The following is a 19,998-nucleotide window of genomic DNA, read 5'->3' as shown; positions in this document are numbered from 1 at the left end:
TGTCGTCTGGCGCAATCGATCTTCGTTTCGCTGGCGCGCTGTCGCCTGTAGGATGAAGCCTACTTGTCTTAGTAGAGGGATTTCCATGTCGACCAATTCGGACCTTCAGGCCCGGCGCACTGCGGCCATTCCACGTGGCGTTGCCACCGCCTATCCGGTCTTCGCCGAACGAGCCGAAGGCTCTGAGCTCTGGGACAAGGACGGCAAGCGCTTCATCGATTTTGCCGGCGGCATTGCGGTGCTGAATACAGGCCACCGCCATCCCAAGGTGATCGCGGCGGTCAAGAAGCAGCTCGACGCCTTCACCCACACCGCCTTCCAGATCGTGCCCTACGAGCCGTATATCGAGCTCTGCGAGCGGCTGAACAAGCTCGTTCCGATCTCCGGCCCGGTGAAGTCGCTGCTGTTCTCGACCGGCGCTGAGGCCGTCGAGAACGCGGTCAAGATCGCGCGCGCCTTTACCGGCCGCACCAATGTCATCGCCTTTTCCGGCTCCTTCCACGGCCGCACGCTGATGGCATCGGCGCTGACCGGCAAGGTTGCGCCCTACAAGAAGAAGTTCGGGCCGATGCCCGGTGGCGTCTGGCATGCGCCGTTCCCGGTGCCGCAGTTCGGCGTCACGGTCGCGGATTCGCTGCGCGCCATCGAGTATCTGTTCCGCGCCGATGTCGATCCGGTCAATGTCGCCGCCTTCATCCTGGAGCCGGTGCAGGGCGAGGGTGGTTTCCATCCCGCGCCGACGGAACTGCTCGAGGGCCTTCGCAAGCTCTGCGACCAGCATGGCATCCTGCTCATCGCCGACGAGGTGCAGACCGGCTTTGCGCGCACCGGCAAGCTGTTCGGCATCGAGCATTCCGGCGTCGAGCCTGACATCATGACCATCGCCAAGTCCCTTGCCGGCGGTTTCCCGCTGTCCGGCGTCGTCGGCCGGGCCGATGTCATGGACGGCCCGGAGCCGGGCGGTCTCGGCGGCACCTATGCAGGCAGCCCGCTTGCCTGCGCGGCGGCACTCGCGGTGCTTGACGTGATCGAGGAGGAAAAGCTGGTCGAGCGCGCCAACACGCTGGGCAAGAAGATCAAGGACGATCTCCAGCGCATATCCCAGCGCAACGACACGGTGGCCATGTCGGCGATCCGCGGTCCGGGCGCGATGATCGCCTTCGACGTGGTCAAGGCGCGTGGCGGCGAGGAGCCGGATGCGGACGCAACGAAGCGCGTGACCTCGGCAGCACTCGCCGAAGGGCTGGTGCTGCTGTCCTGCGGTGTCCACGCCAACACGATCCGGATCCTCATGCCGCTCACCATCTCCGACGAGGTGCTGGCGGAAGGCATGGCGAAGCTGGAGCGCGCGCTGGTGATCGCGAACGGGTAGGGCGGTTTCCCGCCTCCGTCATGGGCAAACGAAAACCAAAAGCCAGACTGCGATTGCAGGGCGTGGTAACGACGCAACGTGCCCGTATGAGAAGGTTTTTGAGAACCCCCCGTGGAACGATGTCTATCCCACCACCACGGGCGTCTTGCCGTTGACGCGGTTGTAGAGGTCGATGACGTCCTGGTTGATCATGCGCACGCAGCCGGACGACATGGCCTGGCCGATGGTCCACCACTCGGGAGAGCCGTGGATGCGGTAGCCTGTGTCCTGGCCGTCGCGGAAGATGTAGAGCGCGCGCGCGCCGAGCGGATTGTCCAGGCCGCCGGGCTGTCCGCCGCGCCATTTTTCAAGGTCCGGCCTGCGCTGGATCATCTCCGGCGGCGGCGTCCATCGCGGCCATTTCTTGCCGTACTGGATATTGGCGCGGCCGTTCCAGAGGAAGCCCTCGCGGCCGATACCGACGCCGTAGCGCAGGGCGTCGCCGCCGGGCTGCACGTAGTAGAGAAAACGCTCCTGCAGCCTGACCACGATGGTGCCGGGCGCCTCGCCGGTCGGGTCCACCACGACCTGCCGCCGCCATTTTGGCTCGATCTTCTGATAGGGGATTTCCGGCAGCGTGAAGCCTTCATCAGTGAAGGATGCGTACATAAGCTGCGGTGTCGTTACATTCCGGTCGACGCTGATCTTCGGGCGGATGGAACCGGTCGACATGTCGTCGAGCTGGAGGCTTGGCATCTCCATCGTGGAGCATCCGGCGCCGGCGAGCAACGCCGTCGAGCCGAGACCCAGAAGCGCGGTACGGCGCGAGATGGACTGGCGAGATTCCTGCGAGGCGGAAAGCTGGGCAACGGACGCTTTGGACACGGGTACGACCACTCGAACACACTGCGGCACATTGCCGGAGCTTCCTCAATTTTAGGGATTCGTAGTTTACGAAATATGAAAGCCAAGTGCTGCAAGGTGTTGCGGTGTTTTTCGCATGCCTGCGTCGCAAATGGCAGTCGATTGCGGCACACAAAGACCTTTTGGCCGTCACAATCTCTCCCGAAACCGCTGGCTAGTTTCGGCTCCAACGAGAGAGGGAAAGATGAGCCACAATTTGAAGACCGACCTTGCGCTGTTCGCCGCGGCCTTCGTTGCGGCTGTCCTTGTGCTGGGAGCGAATTCCAGCTTCGCCGAGATCTTGAGTGCGATGGTCGGCGCTCGCTGAGCTCGAGAACTAGGCGGGCTTGCCCGCCGTCGCCTTTCCGTTCCTAATCCGGCTGCGCGTTTCTCGTGGAGAAAAGAATGCAGCCGCAGCCAATACCAGCAGGCACGCCATGGTTTTCCAAGGCACAGATCGACGTGCGCCTCAGCGCATTTACCGAACCGTTCCTGAACGACTACTTCAGGGCGAATTTCTATCACCTCAAAGGCCGCGATCTCGACCTCGTCGTTGACGCCGGCATGGGGCTCGCGCCTTTGACGCCCGTGCTGGACCTGACTCCCGGCAAGCCGGTTCTGGCGGTCGCGACCCACATCCATGCCGACCATGTCGGCTCGCTGTTCGAGTTCGCGGATCGCGCCGGGCCGAAATGGGAGGCGGACGCGTTCGCGACGATGGAAAACCGCTGGACCTTTGCCGACGAGTTCCGTGCTCTGGACGAGCCAGTCTTGAGGCTTCCGCATGAAGGCTGGCGGGCGAAGGACTACGCAATCGCGCCTGCGCCCCTGACGCGCGTGCTCGACGAGGGTGACAGGATCGACCTTGGCGACCGCACCTTCACCGTGCTGCACCTGCCGGGACATTCCTTCGGCTGCATCGGGCTTTACGACGAGAAGGACGGGGTGCTCTTTTCGGGCGACGCCGTCTATGACGACACGCTGCTGGACGAAATGTGGTGTTCGGACAAGGAGCAGTATCGCGCCACGATGCGCCGGCTGATCGACCTGCCGGTACGGGTTGTCTATGGCGGGCATGGCGAGCCGTTCGGCGAAGAGCGGCTGAAGGAGATCGCACGGGATTATCTGGACCGCACCTGAGCGCGGCCAAGGGGCTTTACAAACGACGTGCATGGGAGATTTATCCTCTCCTTTACCGGAGAGACCAAGATGACCTTCGAAACCTGGCTGGCCTTCGTTGCCGCTTCCTCGATCCTGCTGATCATCCCGGGGCCGACGATCCTGCTGGTCGTATCCTACGCGCTGGGGCAGGGCTGGCGCACCGCGCTGCCGATGTCGATCGGCGTGGCGCTCGGCGACTTCACGGCAATGACGCTTTCCATGCTCGGCATTGGTGCGCTGCTGGCGGCCTCGGCGACCGTGTTCACCGTGCTGAAGTGGATCGGCGCGGCATACCTGATCTATCTCGGGATAAAGCTGTTCCGGTCCGGCGGCACGCTGAGCGCCGAGCCGCGCACGGACGCCGCGTCGTCGGCAAAGATGATGGCGCATGCCTGGCTGGTGACGGCGCTGAACCCGAAGAGCATCACCTTCTTCGTGGCGTTCCTGCCGCAGTTCCTTGACCGCCACGGCGATTTCTGGACGCAGATGCTGATCTTCGAAGCGACGTTCCTCGTGCTCGCCTTCGCCAATGCGTTCGGTTATGCTCTGGTCGCTGCGCGGGCCCGCGACATGGTGCGCAACCCGCGCGCCATCCGCATCTTCAACCGCGCCGGCGGCTCGCTGCTGGTGGGTGCCGGCGTGGCGACAGTGGCGATACGTTCGGGGAACTGAATCTGGCGGGTAACTGAATTCGGGCAATGGGCTCGGAGGCCATCGTGGCAGTCAGGGATAATCTCGGTCTTTCGCTGTCCGGCGCGGATGCTGCCGGGGCAGCGCAGTATGAAAAGGCTCTGCACCAGTTGCAGTGCTACATCGGCGATCCTGTCGCTGCGGTGGACGCAGCGATCGTGGAGAGTCCGGGCTTCGTCATGGCGCATGTGCTGAAGGGCTATCTCTTTGGCCTTTCGACCGACCATGAGGCGACGCCGGTGGTGCAGGCTTGCCACGCGGCCGCGCTCGCGCTGCCGGCCACCACGCGTGAAAAGGCGCATGTCGCCGCGCTCGGCCATCTGGCGGACGGGCGCTGGCACGAGGCCGGACGGGTGCTGGAAGACCTAACGATCGAGGAACCGCGCGACGCGCTCGGCCTGCTCGCCGGACACCAGATCGACTTCTTCACCGGCAATTCGCGCATGCTGCGCGACCGCATCGCGCGCGCCCTGCCGGCCTGGTCGGAAGGTATGGCCGGTTATCACTCCACGCTCGGAATGCATGCCTTCGGGCTGGAGGAGATGGGCGACTATGCGCAGGCTGAAAGCCTTGGCAAACGCGCTGTCGAACTGGAGCCGCGCGACGGCTGGGGACAGCATGCGGTGGCGCATGTGCTGGAGATGCAATGCCGCCAGCGCGATGGCATCGCCTGGATGCGCCACAATACCGACGACTGGGCCGGCGACAGCTTCCTGCAGGTGCATAACTGGTGGCACCTGGCGCTGTTCCACTACGACCTTGGCGAGACGGACCAGGCGCTGGCGCTGTTCGACGCGCCGATCTACGGCACGCCCTCGACACTGGCGCTAAACATGCTGGATGCCTCGGCGCTGCTCTGGCGGCTGCACCTGCGCGGCGTCGACGTTGGCGATCGCTGGCAGGCGCTGGCCAAAAACTGGGCTAACAAGGCGACCGATGGAAACTACGCCTTCAACGACATGCACGCGATGATGGCCTTCGTCGGCGCGGGGCTGAACGAGCCGGCACGACTGCTGCTGGAAGCGCAGGAGCAGGCGATGGCGGTCGGCGGCGACAATGCCGGATTCACGCGTGACGTCGGCAGCCCGGTGACGCGGGCGATCAGCGCTTTCGGCGAAGGTGATTATGCGCGGACGGTCGAGTTGCTGAGGCCGATCCGCGGCATTGCCCAGCGCTTCGGCGGCAGCCATGCGCAGCGCGACGTGATCGACCTGACGCTGATCGAGGCGGCGTTCAGGGCTGCCGACGCGCATCTGGCGATGGCTCTGTCGGCGGAACGCGCAGCCGCGCGGCCGGACAGCCCGCTGTCGCAACTCTTCATGCGCAGGGCGGCGTCGATGCAAGCGGGTTAGGGGCATCAAAATCTATCATTCTGTCTGATTTTTTGCGAAACGCGAAAAAAATGGCTTGCGGCCTGTTGCAAGCTTGCTGATTTTGCGCTGTAGGATTCCGCCCGAGGAAACGCGACGCCGGAATACCGGCGTTCCCGCATAACGGCCGACGAAACGGTCGGGAGGAAGAGCATGTATCTCGGCATTGATCTCGGCACGTCGAGCGTCAAGACGCTGCTCATCGATTCCGACCAGACGGCCATCGCGTCCGCTTCTGCCCCCGTCGAACTGTCGCGGCCGCATCCCGGCTGGTCCGAGCAGGACCCGGCCGACTGGATTGCGGCAACGGAAAAGGCGCTGGATGAACTGAAGGCGAAGCACGGCGCAGAACTCGCAGCCGTGAGGGGCATCGGCCTGTCCGGCCACATGCATGGCGCGACACTGCTCGATGCTGCCGACAAGGTGCTGCGGCCCTGCATCATGTGGAACGATACGCGCAGCCATGCGGAGGCAGCGAAGCTCGATGCCGATCCGCGGTTCCGCAAGATCACCGGCAACATCGTGTTCCCCGGATTCACCGCGCCGAAGCTGGCATGGGTGAAGAATAACGAGCCTGCGATCTTCGCCAAAGTGGCGATGGTGCTGCTGCCGAAGGACTATCTGCGGCTGTGGCTGACCGGCGAGCACATGTCGGAAATGTCCGATTCCGCCGGCACGTCGTGGCTGGATGTCGCCGAGCGCCGCTGGTCCGGCGAGTTGCTCGCTGCGACCGACCTGACCGAAAAGCAGATGCCGCGTCTGGTCGAAGGCACTGACACCGCCGGGACACTGCGCGCGGAGCTTGCGTCCCGATGGGGTCTGAAATCAGGCATCCCGGTTGCGGGCGGCGCGGGCGACAACGCGGCGTCGGCCTGTGGCATGGGCACGGTGAAGCCGGGTCACGCCTTTGCCTCGCTCGGTACGTCCGGCGTCTTGTTCGCTGCCAACGGCTCCTATCTGCCCAACCCCGAAAGCGCGGTGCATACATTCTGCCATGCGCTGCCGAATACATGGCACCAGATGGGCGTCATCCTGTCGGCAACGGATTCGCTGAACTGGCTGTCGGGCGTCACCGGAAAAAGTGCCGGCGAACTAACGGCGGAACTCGGCGACACGCTGAAGGCGCCGACGGGTGTCACCTTCCTGCCGTACCTCTCAGGCGAGCGCACACCGCACAACGACGCTGTAATGCGCGGGTCGTTTACCGGCCTTGGCCATGAATCGGATCGCGTGGTGCTGACGCAGGCGGTGCTCGAAGGCGTCGCCTTCGCCTTCCGCGACAGCCTGGAGGCTTTGCGCGCCGCAGGCACGGAGCTTTCGCGGGTCACCGCAATCGGCGGCGGTTCGCGTTCGCGCTACTGGCTGAAGGCGATGGCGACGGCGCTGGAAATGCCGGTCGATATTCCAGCCGACGGCGATTTCGGCGCGGCGTTCGGCGCGGCGCGCCTCGGCCTCATCGCTGCGGAGAAGGCCGATCCGCTCGCCGTCTGCACTGCGCCCGAAACCGAAGGCACGGTCGAGCCGGACAAAGCCCAGACACACGCATTCTCAGAAGCCTATCAGCGCTACCGCGCACTTTATCCCGCGATCAGAGGAGTATCGTGATGCCCACCGGTTTTTTCGGCGACGTCAAGAAGGTCAAATATGAGGGACCGGACAGCGACAATCCGCTGGCCTACCGTTTCTACAACAAGGACGAGGTCGTCGCCGGCAAGCGCATGGAAGACCATCTGCGCTTCGCGATCGCCTACTGGCATTCCTTTGCATGGGAAGGCGGCGATCCCTTCGGCGGCCGCACCTTCGACCGCCCGTGGTTCAACGACACGATGGAAGGCGCCAAGCTGAAGGCCGATGTGGCCTTCGAGATGTTCTCCCTTCTTGGCGTTCCCTATTACTGCTTCCACGATGCCGACGTGCGCCCAGAGGGCAAGACGTTCTCCGAGAGCGCCGGACGCCTGGACGAGATCGCCGACATCTTCGCCAAGAAGCAGAAGCAGACCGGCATCAAGCTGCTGTGGGGCACGGCCAACCTGTTCTCCAACCGCCGCTTCATGTCGGGCGCCGCGACGAACCCCGATCCGGATGTGTTCGCCTATGCCGCGGCGACGGTGAAGAAGTGCATCGACGTGACCAAGAAGCTCGGCGGCGAGAACTATGTGCTGTGGGGGGGCCGCGAGGGCTACGAGACGCTGCTGAATACCGACCTGAAGCGCGAGCGCGAGCAGGCCGGCCGCTTCCTGTCGCTGGTCGTCGACTACAAGAAGAAGATCGGCTTCAAGGGCACCATCCTGATCGAGCCGAAGCCGCAGGAGCCGACCAAGCACCAGTACGATTACGACGTCGCGACCGTGTACGGCTTCCTTAAGGATTTCGGCCTCGAGAAGGAGGTCAAGGTCAACATCGAGCAGGGTCACGCGATCCTGGCAGGCCATTCGTTCGAGCACGAGCTGGCGCTGGCCTCGTCGCTGGGCATCTTCGGTTCGATCGACATGAACCGCAACGACTACCAGTCCGGCTGGGACACCGACCAGTTCCCGAACAACGTGCCGGAAATGGCGCTGGCCTATTACTACGTGCTGCAGGCCGGCGGGTTCAAGACGGGCGGCACCAACTTCGACGCCAAGATCCGCCGCCAGTCGATCGATCCGCAGGACCTGCTGATCGGCCATATCGGTGCGATGGACTGCTGCGCACGCGGCCTGAAGGCGGCGGCGAAGATGGTCGAGGACAAGGCGCTGACAGGACCGCTGGAAGAACGCTATGCCGGCTGGAAGTCGGCGGAAGCGAAAGCGATGCTTTCCGGCAAGCGTTCGCTGGAGGACATCGCCGAGCGCGTGGTCGCCAAGAAGATCGAGCCGCAGCCGAAGTCGGGCCGGCAGGAATATCTGGAAAACGTGGTCAACCGCTACGTCTGACGAAACAGGCGAGTCGAGCAGACCTGCCTGACGGCGAAATGCCTTTCCGCAACAGCCGCATCCTTCGCAAAGGGTGCGGCTGTTTTGTCTTCTGCCCGACACATGCCTGCCTTCTGGCCGTCATGAAGCGCGGCTATGTTCGCGGGCATGGAAACGAAGCGCCCGATATCCCCGAACGCTTTCGACGCGCAGGTCGGCGCACTGCTCGACCGTGTCCATGAATCGGCGTCGATCGTGGACAGCCTGATGGCCATGCCGCTGCCAGGCAAAAGCGACGCGCCCCCGGAATGGGATGCGGCCGTGACGCGCCGGCTGGAACGTCGGTTGGTGGATGCGATGCGTTCGATCCTTGAATCCGAAGAACAGACCCGTGAAAGCGCCTGACCGCTAAGTCACGGATTTTCTGAGTTCCGTCGGCGCCTTGCCCGAAGCCTTGGCAAAGGCACGCGAGAAGGACGAAGCGGACGAGAAGCCGGTTCGGGCGGCGATGTCGGCCATCGGGATTCGTGTGTCGGTAACCAGCTTGCGGGCGGCGGTCAGGCGCAGGCGCAGATAATAGGCTCCCGGAGTTTCTCCAATCGAGTTGCGAAAGATGCTTTCGAGTGTTCGCGCGGTGACGCCCGCGCGCCGTGCGATGGCAGCGGTCGAAAGCGGCTGGTCGATATGTGACTCCATCAGGCGGATAGCTTGTGCTAGGCGCGGATCGTAGCCGTCGAGCCGGCCAAGCGACACAAGCGGCTGTGCGTCCGTGGCGGCGCGTGACTGGTCGTAGATGAAGACGCTGGCCACATCGAGCGCGACCGCCATGCCGAGGCGTGAGCGGACGAGATGCAGCATCAGGTCGAAGGTCGGTGAGGCGCCGCCGCAGGTGAAGACCGGGCCGTCGATGACATAGCGATCTGGCCGCACGTCGGTACCGGGGAAGGCGGCGGAGAAATCTTCCATGTCCTCCCAGTGGGTGGTGGCGGCGCGGCCTTCCAGCAGGCCGGCCCGGGCGACCAACCATGTGCCGGCCTCCACGCCACCGCAGGCGCGCGCTGAACGGGCCGCGCGGCGCAGGCCATGGAGGAAGCTCGCGGTCGCGTAGCCCTGCGTGCCGAAGCCCGCGACGACGACGATCATGTCGGTCTGCCGCGCTGGATCGAATTTGCCGCTGACGGCCACCGGCAGGCCGCAGGTGGTCATTGCCGGCTCGCCGCCGACCGAGACAAAACGGAAGTCGAACAGGGTTTCGCCCAACACGCGGTTGGCGGCGCGTAGCGGGTCTATGGTGGAAGCGACGCACATGATGGAGGCGCCGGAGAAGACGAGCACGGTCACGTCGAGCTTTGTGCGCTCGACGCGAAACACATCGGGCTTTTCGCTTTTTGCCATGACGCCTTCGTAAAACGAAAAGCATGGCCGGACAAGGCGAGTCAGACTCCGCTCATTCAGGGAGAGAAACATGCCGCTAGCCATGAACCGCGAGGTCTTCATCACCTGTGCCGTCACCGGATCGGGTGGCACGCAGGACCGCAGCCCGCACGTGCCGCGCTCGCCAAAGCAGATCGCCGACTCCGCGATCGCTGCAGCGAAGGCGGGCGCTGCGATCGTGCATTGCCATGTCCGCGACCCCGAGACCGGCAAGCCGCGTCGCGACGTCTCGCTCTACCGCGAGGTGACCGAGCGCATCCGCGACGCCGACGTCGATGTCGTGCTCAACCTCACCGCCGGCATGGGTGGCGACATGGTGTTCGGCGATGTCGAGAACCCGCTGCCGTTGAGGACGCCGGGAACCGACATGGGTGGCGCGTCTGATCGTGTCGAGCACGTGCGCCAGTGCCAGCCGGAAATCTGCACGCTCGACTGCGGCACGATGAACTTCAACGAAGCCGACTATGTGATGACGAACACGCCCGGCATGCTGCGCGCCATGGGCGGCATGATGACCGAGATGGGCGTGAAGCCGGAGATCGAGGCGTTCGATACCGGGCACCTCTGGTTCGCCAAGCAGCTTGTCGAGGAAGGCGTGCTGAAGCGCGATGCGCTGGTGCAGCTTTGCATGGGCGTGCCGTGGGGCGCGCCGGACGACCTCAACACCTTCATGGCGATGGTGAACAACGTGCCACAGGAATGGACGTTCTCGGCCTTTTCGCTTGGCCGCAACCAGATGGCCTATGCCGCTGCCGCGGTGCTGGCTGGCGGCAATGTGCGCGTCGGTCTGGAAGACAATCTGTGGCTCGACAAGGGTGTTCTTGCCACCAACGCGCAGCTGGTGGAGCGCGCAGTGACGATCGTCGAGAACCTCGGCGCGAGGGTCATCGGGCCGGATGAAGTGCGCAAGAAACTGAACCTCACCAAGCGCGCGCCGCTGGCCGCCTGACCGGGAGACGGAAGATGACCATCGCAAAGGCGGCCGCGATCGGCGGCGGTGTGATCGGGGCAGGCTGGGTTGCCCGGCTGTTGCTCAACGGCATTGATGTCGCGATCTACGATCCGGACCCGGAGGCCTCGCGCAAGGTGGGCGAGGTGATGAAGGGTGCGCGCCGCGCCTACAAGAAGATGCTGCCGGAAGGGTTGCCGAAGGAAGGCAAGCTGACCTTCGCCAAGACGATCGCGGAAGCGGTGAAGGATGCCGACTTCATCCAGGAGAGTGTGCCGGAAAGGCTCGACCTGAAGCACAAGGTGCTGGCGGAGATTGACACGCACGCGCCGGCCAACTCGATCGTTGGCTCGTCGACCTCGGGCATCAAGCCGACCGACATGCAGGTGGCGATGAAGAAACATCCCGAGCGGCTGGTGGTCGGCCATCCGTTCAACCCGGTCTATCTGCTGCCGCTGGTCGAGATCGTCGGCGGCGAGCAGACGTTTCCGGAGGCCATCGAGGTCGCCAAGGAAATCTATGCTTCCATCGGCATGAAGCCGGTTGTGATCCGCAAGGAGATCGAGGCGTTCGTTGGCGACCGCCTGTTGGAGGCCGCATGGCGCGAGGCGCTCTGGCTCGTGAAGGACGGCATCTGCTCCGTGGAAGAGCTTGATGACATCATGCGTTACTCGTTCGGCATCCGCTGGGCGCAGATGGGCATGTTCCAGGTCTATCGCGTGGCGGGCGGCGAGGCCGGCATGCGCCATTTCATGGCGCAGTTCGGGCCCTGCCTGAAGTGGCCGTGGACGAAGCTGATGGACGTGCCGGAGTTCAACGACGAGCTGGTCGACCTCATCGCCACGCAATCCGACGAGCAGTCGGACAAATGGTCGATCCGCGAGCTGGAAAAAATCCGCGACGACAATCTGGTCGCGATCATGGAAGCGCTGAGCCGCCAGAACAAGGGCAAGGGCTGGGGCGCCGGCGAGCTTTACAACGACTATACGAAGCAGCTCTCCAAGCTGGCTTCGAAGAAGGCGAAGCCGGCGCTGAAGAGCAAGGCAGCGAAGTCCGCGACCAAGGCCAAGGCGGAGAAGCCGGTGAAGAAGGTGGCGGCGAAGAAGTCCGCTGCGAAGCCGGCCAAGAAAGCCGGAAAGAAGAAGGGCTGACCGCGATGGATTTCGGCCTGTCGGAAGAACAGAAGCTGATCGTCGAGACGACGCGTGCGTTCGTCGAGAACGAGCTTTACCCGCATGAGCAGGAGGTGGAGCGCACCGGCGTGCTGCGGCCTGCCTTGATCGAGGAACTGAAGGCGAAGGCGATCGAGGCGGGGCTGTATGCCGCCAACATGCCAGCCGATGTCGGCGGCGCGGGGCTCGATACGGTGACGTGGCTGCTCTACGAGAAGGAACTTGGCCGCGCCAACTATGCGCTGCACTGGACCTGCGTGGCGCGTCCTTCGAACATCCTGCTTGCGGGCACTCCCAAGCAGCGCGAGAAGTACCTGTTCCCCTGCATTCGCGGCGAGAAATCCGATTGCCTCGCCATGACCGAGCCGGGCGCTGGTTCTGACCTGCGCGGCATGAAGGCGAGCGCGGTGCAGGACGGCGACGACTGGGTGCTGAACGGCACCAAGCATTTCATCTCTCACGCCGACATCGCGGATTTCGCGATCGTTTTCATGGCGTCGGGCGAGGAAGATTCGCCGCGTGGCAAGCGCAAGAAGATCACGGCGTTCTTCGTCGACAAGGGTACGCCGGGCTTCACCGTGCGCGATGGCTATCGCAACGTCTCGCATCGCGGCTACACGAACTCGGTGCTGGAGTTCGACAATTGCCGGCTGCCTTCGAGCCAGGTCCTCGGCGAGGTGCACAAGGGTTTCGAGGTGGCGAACAGCTGGCTCGGTGCGACGCGGCTGCAGGTCGGTGCGACGTGTCTCGGGCGAGCGGAACGCGCGCTCGGCCATGCCATCGACTATGCTGCACAGCGCGAGCAGTTCGGCCAGCAGATCGGCAAGTTCCAGGGTGTGTCGTTCAAGCTTGCCGACATGGCGACCGAACTGAAGGCAGCCGAGCTGATGATCCTCGAGGCCGGCTGGAAATACGACCAGGGCACGGTGACCGACCAGGACATGGCGATGGCCAAACTGAAGGCCACGGAGATGCTGGCCTTCGTCGCCGACGAGGCGATCCAGATTCATGGCGGCATGGGCCTGATGGACGACCTGCCGCTGGAGCGCATCTGGCGCGACGCGCGTGTGGAGCGCATCTGGGAAGGGACGAGCGAAATCCAGCGTCACATCATTTCGCGCGCGCTGCTCAGGGCAGTTGGCGGATGAGTGAAACTCCCACACCGGCGGTTCGCGCCGGCAGGCTGGATCGTTTGCTGCGGCCGAAGTCGATCGCCGTCGTCGGCGGTGGCTTCTTTGCGCCCAACGTCGTGAAGCAGTGCCTGAAGATGGGTTTTGCCGGCGGCGTCTGGCCGGTGCATCCATCGAAGGATTCCATCGAAGGCGTGAAGGCGTATCGCTCGCTGGCAGACCTGCCGGCTGCGCCGGATGCGACCTTCATCGGCGTCAACCGCAACCTGACCATCGACATCGTGCGCGAGCTGCGCGACCTCGGTGCGGGCGGGGCGATCTGCTTCGCTGCCGGTTTTCGCGAGACGGGAAGCTACGATGCCGACGGTGAGCGCCTGCAGCAGGCGCTGGTGGAAGCCGCCGGCGACATGGCCGTCATCGGGCCGAACTGCTACGGCCTCATCAACTATGCCGACGGTGCGCTTCTTTGGCCGGACCAGCATGGCGGTCGGCGGCTGAAGGACGGCGAGACGGGGGCGGCGATCATTGCGCAGTCGTCCAACATAGCCTGCAACCTGACCATGCAGACGCGCGGCCTGCCGCTCGCCTACATGATGACGGCCGGCAACCAGGCGCAGACCGGACTTTCCGAGATGGCGCTCGGGTTGATCGAGGATACGCGCGTGTCGTGCCTCGGCCTGCATATCGAGGGCTTCGACAAGGCAGAAGGTTTCGAGCGGCTGGCGGCGCGGGCGCGAGAATTGAAGAAGCCGATTGTGGCAATGAAGGTCGGGCGCTCGGAGCAGGCGCGGGCGGCGACGGTGTCTCATACGGCCTCGCTCGCCGGGTCGGATTCGGCGTCGGACGCGTTCCTGAAGCGGCTTGGCATTCCGCGCGTCGACACGATCCCAGCATTCCTCGAGACGCTGAAACTCTTCCACGGCGTCGGCGCGCTGGACAGCTATACGCTGTCCTCGATGAGCTGTTCGGGTGGCGAGGCGTCGGTGATGGCCGATACTGCGGAGGGGCGGCCGGTGTCTTTCCCCGGATTGACTGAAGAGCACCGCGCGCGCGTTCAGGAGACTTTGGGGCCGCTCGTCGCGGTGGCCAATCCGCTCGACTACAACACCTATATCTGGGCCAACGAACCGGCGATGACGGCGACGTTCTCGGCGATGGTCTCCGGCGGCTTCGGGCTGAACATGCTGGTGCTGGATTTCCCGCGCACCGACCGCTGCTCCGATGCCGACTGGTGGTGGACGATCAACGCCTTCGAGGCGGCCGTGAAGGCAAACGACGCCAAGGGCGCGGTCGTCACCTCGATGGGCGAGAACATTCCTGAGGGACATGGCGAGGAATTGCTTCGGCGTGGCATCGTGCCGATTTTGGGAATTGCCGAGGCGATGGATGCCGCGGCGGCCGCGGCGTTTGTGGGGGAGGCTTGGAGGCGGCCAACGGCGAGGGCTGTGGGTGTCGCGCCCCCCTCTGGCCTGCCGGCCATCTCCGCCACGAGGGGGGAGATCATGCTCCCCGGCGCGATCGATGAAGCCGCTGCAAAAGCAATGCTTGCAGATGCAAGACTATCCGTACCGGCGGGGCGGCGCTCGGCAAGTGTGGTAGAGGCCGTCGCCGCAGCGAACGAGCTCGGCTATCCGGTGGCGTTGAAGGCGCTCGGTGTGGCGCACAAGTCGGAAGCCGGCGCGGTGAAGCTCAACCTGCGCGACGAGGCATCGGTGCGAGGGGTTGCGGAGCAACTCGTCATATTGGGCGATGGGCTGTATGTCGAGCGTATGGTGGAAGGCGGCGTTGCCGAACTCATTGTTGGTATCACACGTGATCCGCTGTTCGGGCCGGTGATGACCGTTGGCACGGGTGGCGTGCTGGTGGAATTGCTGAAGGACAGCGCGACGCTGCTTCTGCCGGCGTCTCGCGACGATGTGGAAACGGCGCTGCGCGGGCTGAAGCTTTTCCCGCTGCTCGACGGCTTCCGGGGACGGCCGAAAGCCGATCTCGCTGCCGCAATTGAGGCGGTCCTGAAGATTTCCGAGTTTGCGCTCGCCAACCGCGACGCGCTTGCGGAACTCGACGTCAATCCGCTGATCGTCTGCGGCGAGGGCAAGGGCGCCTGGGTGGCGGATGCTTTGCTGGTGCAAAGGTCATGATCTATCCACCACCTTCAGGCTACCGCGAGAGCGATCTGCCGGAAGGAGCCATCGACCGTGTTACTTGTCCGCCTTACCGTCTTGTCTGGTCCTTGGAAGTCTTTGACAAGACGAACGAGAGCTTGGTGGCTGAGGTCATACTGGAGCACTTTGACGTCAAGGTGCTCAAGCGATTGTTCCGTAGGCCCCCGAGCGACCCGATGGTCGGGGGAGTTTGGCCTGTTACCGGGAAACATCGCAGACAGATTGAAGCGCTGACGGGCCAAAAGCTCGATCACCGTCGATATACCTATTTCATCGGGGCGAGCGCCCTCAACTATAGTGAGGTTAACCGCTAAAATGACCGACGTGATCACCACGCGCCGCAAGGGCGGCGTCTTCGAAGTCACGCTCGACCGGCCGAAGGCGAATGCCATCGACCTGAAGACCTCGCGACTGATGGGCGAGACGTTCAAGGCGTTTCGCGACGATCCGGAGTTGCGTGTCGCCATCGTCAAGACGGCCGGCGACAAGTTCTTCTGCGCCGGTTGGGACCTGAAGGCGGCGGCGGGCGGCGACGCGGTGGACGGCGACTATGGCGTCGGCGGCTTTGCCGGCCTGCAGGAACTGCGCGACATGAACAAGCCAGTCATCGCGTGCGTCAATGGCATGGCGGTGGGCGGCGGCTTCGAGCTGGCGCTCTCCTGCGACCTCATCTACGCGTCGGACCATTCGAGCTTCGCGCTGCCGGAAATCCGCGCCGGAACGCTGGCTGACGCTGCTACCATCAAGCTGCCGAAGCGCATTCCCTATCACGTCGCCATGGACCTGCTCTTGACCGGCCGCTGGATGGACGTCGCCGAGGCGCATCGCTGGGGCCTCGTCAACGAGGTGCTGCCGAAGGAAAAGCTGGAGGATCGCGTCTGGGAGATTGCGCGGCTGCTGGCGTCGGGACCGCCGCTGGTGTTCGCCGCGATCAAGGAAACAGCGCGCGAGGCGGAAGGCGTGAAGTTCCAGGAGATCATGAACCGCGTCACCAAGCGTCAGTTACCGACGGTGGACGTGCTTTATGGCTCGGAAGACAATCTGGAAGGCTTCAAGGCTTTCGCGGAGAAGCGCGATCCGGTCTGGAAGGGTCGCTGACCCCTAGGACGGCTAAATCGCACTCCTGACGGAAGGCTGTCAGGACGATCCGCCAACGATCTCGCCGATACGTTGCAGGATCGCGCCAAAAACGCGATCTGACGTGTCGAGGGCCTGAGTGTCGGCTTTGCCGGTGCTGGTTCGTCCTATGCGAAGACAGGAGTGAGCCATGGATCAGTCTGCAGCAAGCGGTGGGAGCATTCCGCGCAAGGCGACACGCCGCGAATGGGTCGGGCTTGGCGTGATCGCGCTGCCCTGTCTGCTCTATTCCATGGACCTGACGGTGCTGAACCTGGCCGTGCCGGCGATAACCGCCGACCTCAATCCAAGCGCCACCCAGCTTCTGTGGATCGTGGACATATACGGCTTCATGATCGCCGGCATGCTGATCACGATGGGAACCCTCGGTGACCGTATCGGCCGGCGGAAGCTTTTGATGATCGGCGCTTTTGCGTTCGGCCTCGCGTCGATCCTTGCGGCCTTCTCGACGAGCGCGGAAATGCTGATCGTGGCGCGCGCTATCCTCGGACTGTCGGCGGCGACGCTGGCGCCATCGACGCTCTCCCTGATCTCCAACATGTTTCCAGATCCGAAGGAGCGCACCTTCGCCATCGGCGTCTGGATATCCAGCTTCTCCGCCGGCGGGGCAATCGGCCCCGTTATCGGCGGCATCCTGCTGACATGGTTCTGGTGGGGCTCGGTGTTCCTGATCGCCGTACCGGTCATGGTGGTGCTGCTGATCGTGGCGCCCATCCTGCTGCCGGAATACAAGGACGAGAATGCAGGACGGATCGACCTGACGAGCGCCGTGCTCTCTCTGGCCGCGGTTTTGGCATTGATCTACGGCATCAAACATGCGGCGTCTCAGGCCTTCGACGCGAGGGCGGTGCTGGCGATGCTGGCCGGATTGGCGATCGGCGTGGTTTTCGTGCGACGGCAAAGCCGGCTTGCAGAACCGTTGATCGACCTTCGCCTCTTCTCGTCCATCACGTTTTCAGCGTCTCTCGGCATCAATGTCCTCGGCTTCTTCGCCGCGTTCGGCATCTTCCTGCTGACCGCGCAGTACCTGCAACTCGTGCTCGGCCTATCTCCGCTTGAGGCCGGTCTGTGGAGCGCGCCCTCGTCGATAGGCTTCATCGTCGGATCGCTGCTGGCACCAAAACTGCTGGGCAGCATGCGGCCTGCCTATGTCATGGCCGGAGGCTACGCGGTCACCGCCATCAGCTTCCTGATCATGGCGCAGGCGGCTTCGATGGCATCGCTTCATCTGCTGATCTCGGCGTATATCCTGATGTCGTTCGGGCTGGCGCCTATCTTCACGCTATCGACCGATCTCATCATAGGAAGTGCGCCGCCGGAACGCGCGGGCGGTGCGGCCGGTCTTGCCGAAACCAGTTCCGAATTTGGCGGCGCGCTCGGCATTGCCGTGCTCGGCAGCATCGTGACGGCCCTCTATGCGAGCGGCATGGCCCTGTTTGACGGAGGCAGCGGTTTCAGTGATGAAGCGATGACAATCGCACGCGAAACGATCGGCGGTGCGGTTGCTGAGGCAGAGCGGGCGGGCGGCACAGCAGGCGAGTTGCTGCTTGCCGGGGCGCGGGAGAGCTACGCAAATGCGTTTCAGGTGGTGACACTGGTGTGCGCAGTGGTTTCCCTGCTCGCCGGACTGGTCGCCTTGCTGGTTCTTGGCCGCATCAAGCCGAACGCCGGACAGGAATGCGACGACAAGGAATGCGTAGTCGAGGCAGCCTAGTTCAACGGGATGTCGTTGTCCGACTTGCCCGACTGGTAGGTCGATGAAAGGCGGTCGTAGGTGGCGGCGAAGGCGTCAATACGTGCTTCGAGTCGTGCGCGCTCTTGCTCGGGCAGTTCGCGGACGAGTTTGCGGATCGAGCGGCTTTTCCAGTAGGCGTTTTCGGCGTTGTAGCCGCCTGGCTCCAGCGTGAAGACCTCCTTCAGAATCTTGAGGTCGTGCGGGATGGCGAAGCTGTCGCGCGAATCCTCGTGGCTGAAGAGGTAGTAGAAGTTGTCGAAGCCGGTCCAGGTGATTGCCGAGAGGCAGAGCGAGCAGGGCTCGTGGGTGGCGAGGAAGAGCGCGTCCCTCGTGTCGACACGCTCGGCCTTCGGCATTTCGTAGAAGCGCTTCAGGCAGTGGACCTCGCCGTGCCAGAGCGGATTTTCCATCTCGTTGTTGGTTTCGGCGATGACGAGCGAGCGATCATTCTTGCGCAGGATCGCCGCGCCGAACAGCTTGTTGCCCTTGGCGACGCCCTCGGCCGTCTTCGGCACGATGTCCTGCTCGATCACGTCGAGCAGCCGGTCGATCAGCGAGATGTCGGTCGTTTGGGTCACGGCAGGGCGATCTCGTAGGGTTCGGGGAAGAAGAATTCCTGGAGATTGTTGCCCGCGCCGCCGCGATCGACAACCAGAAAATCCTGAGGCTCGCCGATCGGCGTCAGGACGCCGTGCCAGAGGTTGCGCGGATAGTTCACGCCCTGGCCGGGCTCGGTGAGGAAGGCGTGGGGTTCGCCGGGCACGCCATTGTCGTCAGGGCAGACGACGACGAGAAACGGGCGAGGTGACAGTGGCATGAAGGCCTGACTGCCGAGCGGGTGGCGCTCGACCATGGTGAGCTTCAGGGGAAAGGCGTAGGGCGTTGCCTTGAAGATCGAGATCAGGACATGCCCGCCGGGGCCGGCTGCTTCCGGCCTCGCAAGCGCGTGGTAGCGCTCGCACTTGCCTGCGTTGATCGGGTAGTGACCGTCGCCGGCGGTGTCGAGCACGTCGCCGAAGGGCGCGAAGTTTTCGCGGGTAAGGCGACGGGCGGTGATGATGCGCGTCACCTGCCAAAACCACCAAGCTTGGCGTGGCGGTTCACGTCCTTATAGAGCAGGTAGCGGAAGCGACCGGGGCCGCCAGCGTAACATGCCTGCGGGCAGAAGGCGCGCAGCCACATGAAGTCGCCGGCCTCGACCTCGACCCAATCCTGATTGAGACGGTAGACGCCCTTGCCCTCCAGGACATAGAGCCCGTGCTCCATGACATGCGTCTCGGCAAACGGGATCAGCCCGCCCGGCTCGAAGGTGACGATGTTGACGTGCATGTCGTGGCGCAGGTCTTCGGGATCGACGAAGCGCGTCGTCGCCCAGCGGCCGGCTGTGCCGGGCATGGAGAGCGGCACGACGTCCTGCTCGTTGCGGAAGATGGGCTCGGGCACGTCGATGCCTTCGACGCGTTCGTAGAGTTTGCGGATCCAGTGGAATCGCGCAGGGACCCTGCCCTTGTTGACGAGCGTCCAGCCGCTTGATGGCGGGAGGTAGGCGTAGCCGCCCTTGAGGAGGCGCTGGCTCTTCTTGCCGAGCTTTACCGTGACCTCGCCCTCCATGACGAAAAGCACGCCCTCGGCACCTGCTTCCGGTTCGGGGCGAGCGCTGCCGCCGCCGGGCTCCACCTCCATGATGTATTGCGAGAAGGTCTCGGTGAAGCCGGAGAGCGGGCGCGCGATGATCCAGGCGCGGGTCTTGTCCCAGCAAGGCAGGTAGGACGTGACGATGTCCTGCATCACCCCTTTCGGGATGAAGGCATAGGCTTCGGTGAAGACGGCGCGACCGGTCAGAAGATCGGTCTGCGGCGGGTGGCCGCCTCTCGGGGCGACATATTGCGGGCCAGCCATCGAACTCC

The 19,998-nt window shown here is 64.0% G+C and carries 20 protein-coding genes; 15 read left to right on the top strand and 5 right to left on the bottom strand.

Annotated elements, in window-relative coordinates:
• Window positions 1–85 precede the first annotated feature (85 nt).
• Complete coding sequence (gabT, locus tag ABMA32_RS21175; protein WP_349015784.1) at window positions 86–1,372, top strand: 4-aminobutyrate--2-oxoglutarate transaminase; 1,287 nt, start codon at window positions 86–88, stop codon at window positions 1,370–1,372.
• Window positions 1,373–1,495: 123 nt separating this feature from the next.
• Here gabT and ABMA32_RS21170 read toward each other — a convergent pair whose 3' ends face one another.
• Entirely contained in the window at window positions 1,496–2,236 is a 741-nt protein-coding gene (locus ABMA32_RS21170; protein ID WP_349015783.1) for a L,D-transpeptidase, read from the bottom strand.
• A gap of 223 nt (window positions 2,237–2,459) precedes the next feature.
• Here ABMA32_RS21170 and ABMA32_RS21165 point away from each other — a divergent pair, with 223 nt between their 5' ends.
• The 7 genes from ABMA32_RS21165 (at window position 2,460) to ABMA32_RS21135 (ending at window position 8,774) form a co-directional block, all read left to right on the top strand.
• Window positions 2,460–2,582 carry a hypothetical protein gene (locus ABMA32_RS21165; RefSeq protein WP_349015782.1) on the top strand — a complete coding sequence of 41 codons (123 nt, stop codon included), beginning with the start codon at window positions 2,460–2,462 and terminating at the stop codon, window positions 2,580–2,582.
• A 77-nt stretch (window positions 2,583–2,659) separates the two neighbouring features.
• Window positions 2,660–3,394, top strand: a complete 735-nt coding sequence (locus ABMA32_RS21160) for an MBL fold metallo-hydrolase (protein ID WP_349015781.1) — start codon at window positions 2,660–2,662, stop codon at window positions 3,392–3,394.
• A 69-nt stretch (window positions 3,395–3,463) separates the two neighbouring features.
• The gene (locus ABMA32_RS21155; protein WP_349015780.1) at window positions 3,464–4,087 is read left to right on the top strand and encodes a LysE family translocator; all 624 of its coding nucleotides are present in this window, start codon (window positions 3,464–3,466) and stop codon (window positions 4,085–4,087) included.
• 44 nt (window positions 4,088–4,131) lie between these two features.
• Window positions 4,132–5,457, top strand: a complete 1,326-nt coding sequence (locus tag ABMA32_RS21150) for a tetratricopeptide repeat protein (RefSeq protein WP_349015779.1) — start codon at window positions 4,132–4,134, stop codon at window positions 5,455–5,457.
• A gap of 171 nt (window positions 5,458–5,628) precedes the next feature.
• Window positions 5,629–7,080 carry a xylulokinase gene (gene xylB / locus ABMA32_RS21145; protein WP_349015778.1) on the top strand — a complete coding sequence of 484 codons (1,452 nt, stop codon included), beginning with the start codon at window positions 5,629–5,631 and terminating at the stop codon, window positions 7,078–7,080.
• Complete coding sequence (gene xylA / locus ABMA32_RS21140) at window positions 7,080–8,390, top strand: xylose isomerase (protein ID WP_349015777.1); 1,311 nt, start codon at window positions 7,080–7,082, stop codon at window positions 8,388–8,390. Before xylB ends, xylA begins: the two co-directional genes overlap by 1 nt.
• A 147-nt stretch (window positions 8,391–8,537) precedes the next feature.
• Window positions 8,538–8,774, top strand: a complete 237-nt coding sequence (locus ABMA32_RS21135) for a hypothetical protein (protein WP_349015776.1) — start codon at window positions 8,538–8,540, stop codon at window positions 8,772–8,774.
• A 3-nt stretch (window positions 8,775–8,777) separates the two neighbouring features.
• Here the strand turns inward: ABMA32_RS21135 and ABMA32_RS21130 are convergent, their stop codons facing one another.
• Window positions 8,778–9,764 carry a GlxA family transcriptional regulator gene (locus tag ABMA32_RS21130; protein WP_349015775.1) on the bottom strand — a complete coding sequence of 329 codons (987 nt, stop codon included), beginning with the start codon at window positions 9,762–9,764 and terminating at the stop codon, window positions 8,778–8,780.
• Between the two features lie 70 nt (window positions 9,765–9,834).
• On the opposite strand from ABMA32_RS21130, the gene bcoG reads away from it, so the two are divergent.
• The 7 genes from bcoG to ABMA32_RS21100 all read left to right on the top strand — a co-directional run bounded on the left by bcoG (window position 9,835) and on the right by ABMA32_RS21100 (window position 18,070).
• Window positions 9,835–10,752, top strand: coding sequence for a 3-dehydrocarnitine:acetyl-CoA trimethylamine transferase BcoG (gene bcoG / locus ABMA32_RS21125; RefSeq protein WP_349015774.1), 918 nt, complete (start codon window positions 9,835–9,837; stop codon window positions 10,750–10,752).
• 14 nt (window positions 10,753–10,766) lie between these two features.
• A complete protein-coding gene (locus ABMA32_RS21120) occupies window positions 10,767–11,903 on the top strand; it encodes a carnitine 3-dehydrogenase (RefSeq protein WP_349015773.1) in 1,137 nt (378 codons plus the stop codon).
• Between the two features lie 5 nt (window positions 11,904–11,908).
• Window positions 11,909–13,072 carry an acyl-CoA dehydrogenase family protein gene (locus tag ABMA32_RS21115; RefSeq protein ID WP_349015772.1) on the top strand — a complete coding sequence of 388 codons (1,164 nt, stop codon included), beginning with the start codon at window positions 11,909–11,911 and terminating at the stop codon, window positions 13,070–13,072.
• Window positions 13,069–15,195, top strand: a complete 2,127-nt coding sequence (locus ABMA32_RS21110) for an acetate--CoA ligase family protein (RefSeq protein ID WP_349015771.1) — start codon at window positions 13,069–13,071, stop codon at window positions 15,193–15,195. The genes ABMA32_RS21115 and ABMA32_RS21110 overlap by 4 nt, the downstream gene beginning before the upstream one ends.
• Window positions 15,192–15,533, top strand: a complete 342-nt coding sequence (locus tag ABMA32_RS24340) for a DUF7683 domain-containing protein (RefSeq protein WP_425475571.1) — start codon at window positions 15,192–15,194, stop codon at window positions 15,531–15,533. The genes ABMA32_RS21110 and ABMA32_RS24340 overlap by 4 nt, the downstream gene beginning before the upstream one ends.
• A gap of 1 nt (window position 15,534) precedes the next feature.
• Window positions 15,535–16,317, top strand: a complete 783-nt coding sequence (locus ABMA32_RS21105) for a carnitinyl-CoA dehydratase (RefSeq protein ID WP_349015770.1) — start codon at window positions 15,535–15,537, stop codon at window positions 16,315–16,317.
• Window positions 16,318–16,486: 169 nt separating this feature from the next.
• Window positions 16,487–18,070 (top strand): MFS transporter, encoded by a 1,584-nt coding sequence (locus ABMA32_RS21100; RefSeq protein WP_349015769.1) that lies wholly within the window; start codon window positions 16,487–16,489, stop codon window positions 18,068–18,070.
• Here the strand turns inward: ABMA32_RS21100 and ABMA32_RS21095 are convergent.
• Genes ABMA32_RS21095 through ABMA32_RS21085 form a run of 3 tightly spaced genes read right to left on the bottom strand, consistent with a single transcriptional unit; the run spans window position 18,067 to window position 19,990 of the window.
• Entirely contained in the window at window positions 18,067–18,669 is a 603-nt protein-coding gene (locus tag ABMA32_RS21095; RefSeq protein WP_349015768.1) for a nucleoside deaminase, read from the bottom strand. The genes ABMA32_RS21100 and ABMA32_RS21095 overlap by 4 nt on opposite strands.
• Window positions 18,666–19,160 (bottom strand): ureidoglycolate lyase, encoded by a 495-nt coding sequence (locus ABMA32_RS21090; protein ID WP_349015767.1) that lies wholly within the window; start codon window positions 19,158–19,160, stop codon window positions 18,666–18,668. Before ABMA32_RS21090 ends, ABMA32_RS21095 begins: the two co-directional genes overlap by 4 nt.
• Window positions 19,157–19,990 (bottom strand): bifunctional allantoicase/(S)-ureidoglycine aminohydrolase, encoded by an 834-nt coding sequence (locus tag ABMA32_RS21085; RefSeq protein WP_349015766.1) that lies wholly within the window; start codon window positions 19,988–19,990, stop codon window positions 19,157–19,159. The genes ABMA32_RS21090 and ABMA32_RS21085 overlap by 4 nt, the downstream gene beginning before the upstream one ends.
• Between the last annotated feature and the right edge of the window lie 8 nt (window positions 19,991–19,998).

Source organism: Mesorhizobium quangtriensis, from assembly GCF_040081925.1.
Classification (GTDB): domain Bacteria; phylum Pseudomonadota; class Alphaproteobacteria; order Rhizobiales; family Rhizobiaceae; genus Mesorhizobium_K; species Mesorhizobium_K quangtriensis.
The sequence above is the reverse complement of the archived record's forward strand: the minus strand, read 5'-3'. Positions and strand labels throughout refer to the sequence as shown.

Excerpts from the sequence above, each read along its gene's own strand:
- gabT (WP_349015784.1), top strand. The coding sequence starts at position 86 with ATGTCGACCAATTCGGACCTTCAGGCCCGGCGCACTGCGGCCATTCCA.
- ABMA32_RS21165 (WP_349015782.1), top strand. The coding sequence starts at position 2,460 with ATGAGCCACAATTTGAAGACCGACCTTGCGCTGTTCGCCGCGGCCTTC.
- ABMA32_RS21160 (WP_349015781.1), top strand. The coding sequence starts at position 2,660 with ATGCAGCCGCAGCCAATACCAGCAGGCACGCCATGGTTTTCCAAGGCA.
- ABMA32_RS21155 (WP_349015780.1), top strand. The coding sequence starts at position 3,464 with ATGACCTTCGAAACCTGGCTGGCCTTCGTTGCCGCTTCCTCGATCCTG.
- xylB (WP_349015778.1), top strand. The coding sequence starts at position 5,629 with ATGTATCTCGGCATTGATCTCGGCACGTCGAGCGTCAAGACGCTGCTC.
- xylA (WP_349015777.1), top strand. The coding sequence starts at position 7,080 with ATGCCCACCGGTTTTTTCGGCGACGTCAAGAAGGTCAAATATGAGGGA.
- ABMA32_RS21135 (WP_349015776.1), top strand. The coding sequence starts at position 8,538 with ATGGAAACGAAGCGCCCGATATCCCCGAACGCTTTCGACGCGCAGGTC.
- ABMA32_RS21130 (WP_349015775.1), bottom strand. The coding sequence starts at position 9,764 with ATGGCAAAAAGCGAAAAGCCCGATGTGTTTCGCGTCGAGCGCACAAAG.
- bcoG (WP_349015774.1), top strand. The coding sequence starts at position 9,835 with ATGCCGCTAGCCATGAACCGCGAGGTCTTCATCACCTGTGCCGTCACC.
- ABMA32_RS21120 (WP_349015773.1), top strand. The coding sequence starts at position 10,767 with ATGACCATCGCAAAGGCGGCCGCGATCGGCGGCGGTGTGATCGGGGCA.
- ABMA32_RS21115 (WP_349015772.1), top strand. The coding sequence starts at position 11,909 with ATGGATTTCGGCCTGTCGGAAGAACAGAAGCTGATCGTCGAGACGACG.
- ABMA32_RS21110 (WP_349015771.1), top strand. The coding sequence starts at position 13,069 with ATGAGTGAAACTCCCACACCGGCGGTTCGCGCCGGCAGGCTGGATCGT.
- ABMA32_RS24340 (WP_425475571.1), top strand. The coding sequence starts at position 15,192 with ATGATCTATCCACCACCTTCAGGCTACCGCGAGAGCGATCTGCCGGAA.
- ABMA32_RS21105 (WP_349015770.1), top strand. The coding sequence starts at position 15,535 with ATGACCGACGTGATCACCACGCGCCGCAAGGGCGGCGTCTTCGAAGTC.
- ABMA32_RS21100 (WP_349015769.1), top strand. The coding sequence starts at position 16,487 with ATGGATCAGTCTGCAGCAAGCGGTGGGAGCATTCCGCGCAAGGCGACA.
- ABMA32_RS21085 (WP_349015766.1), bottom strand. The coding sequence starts at position 19,990 with ATGGCTGGCCCGCAATATGTCGCCCCGAGAGGCGGCCACCCGCCGCAG.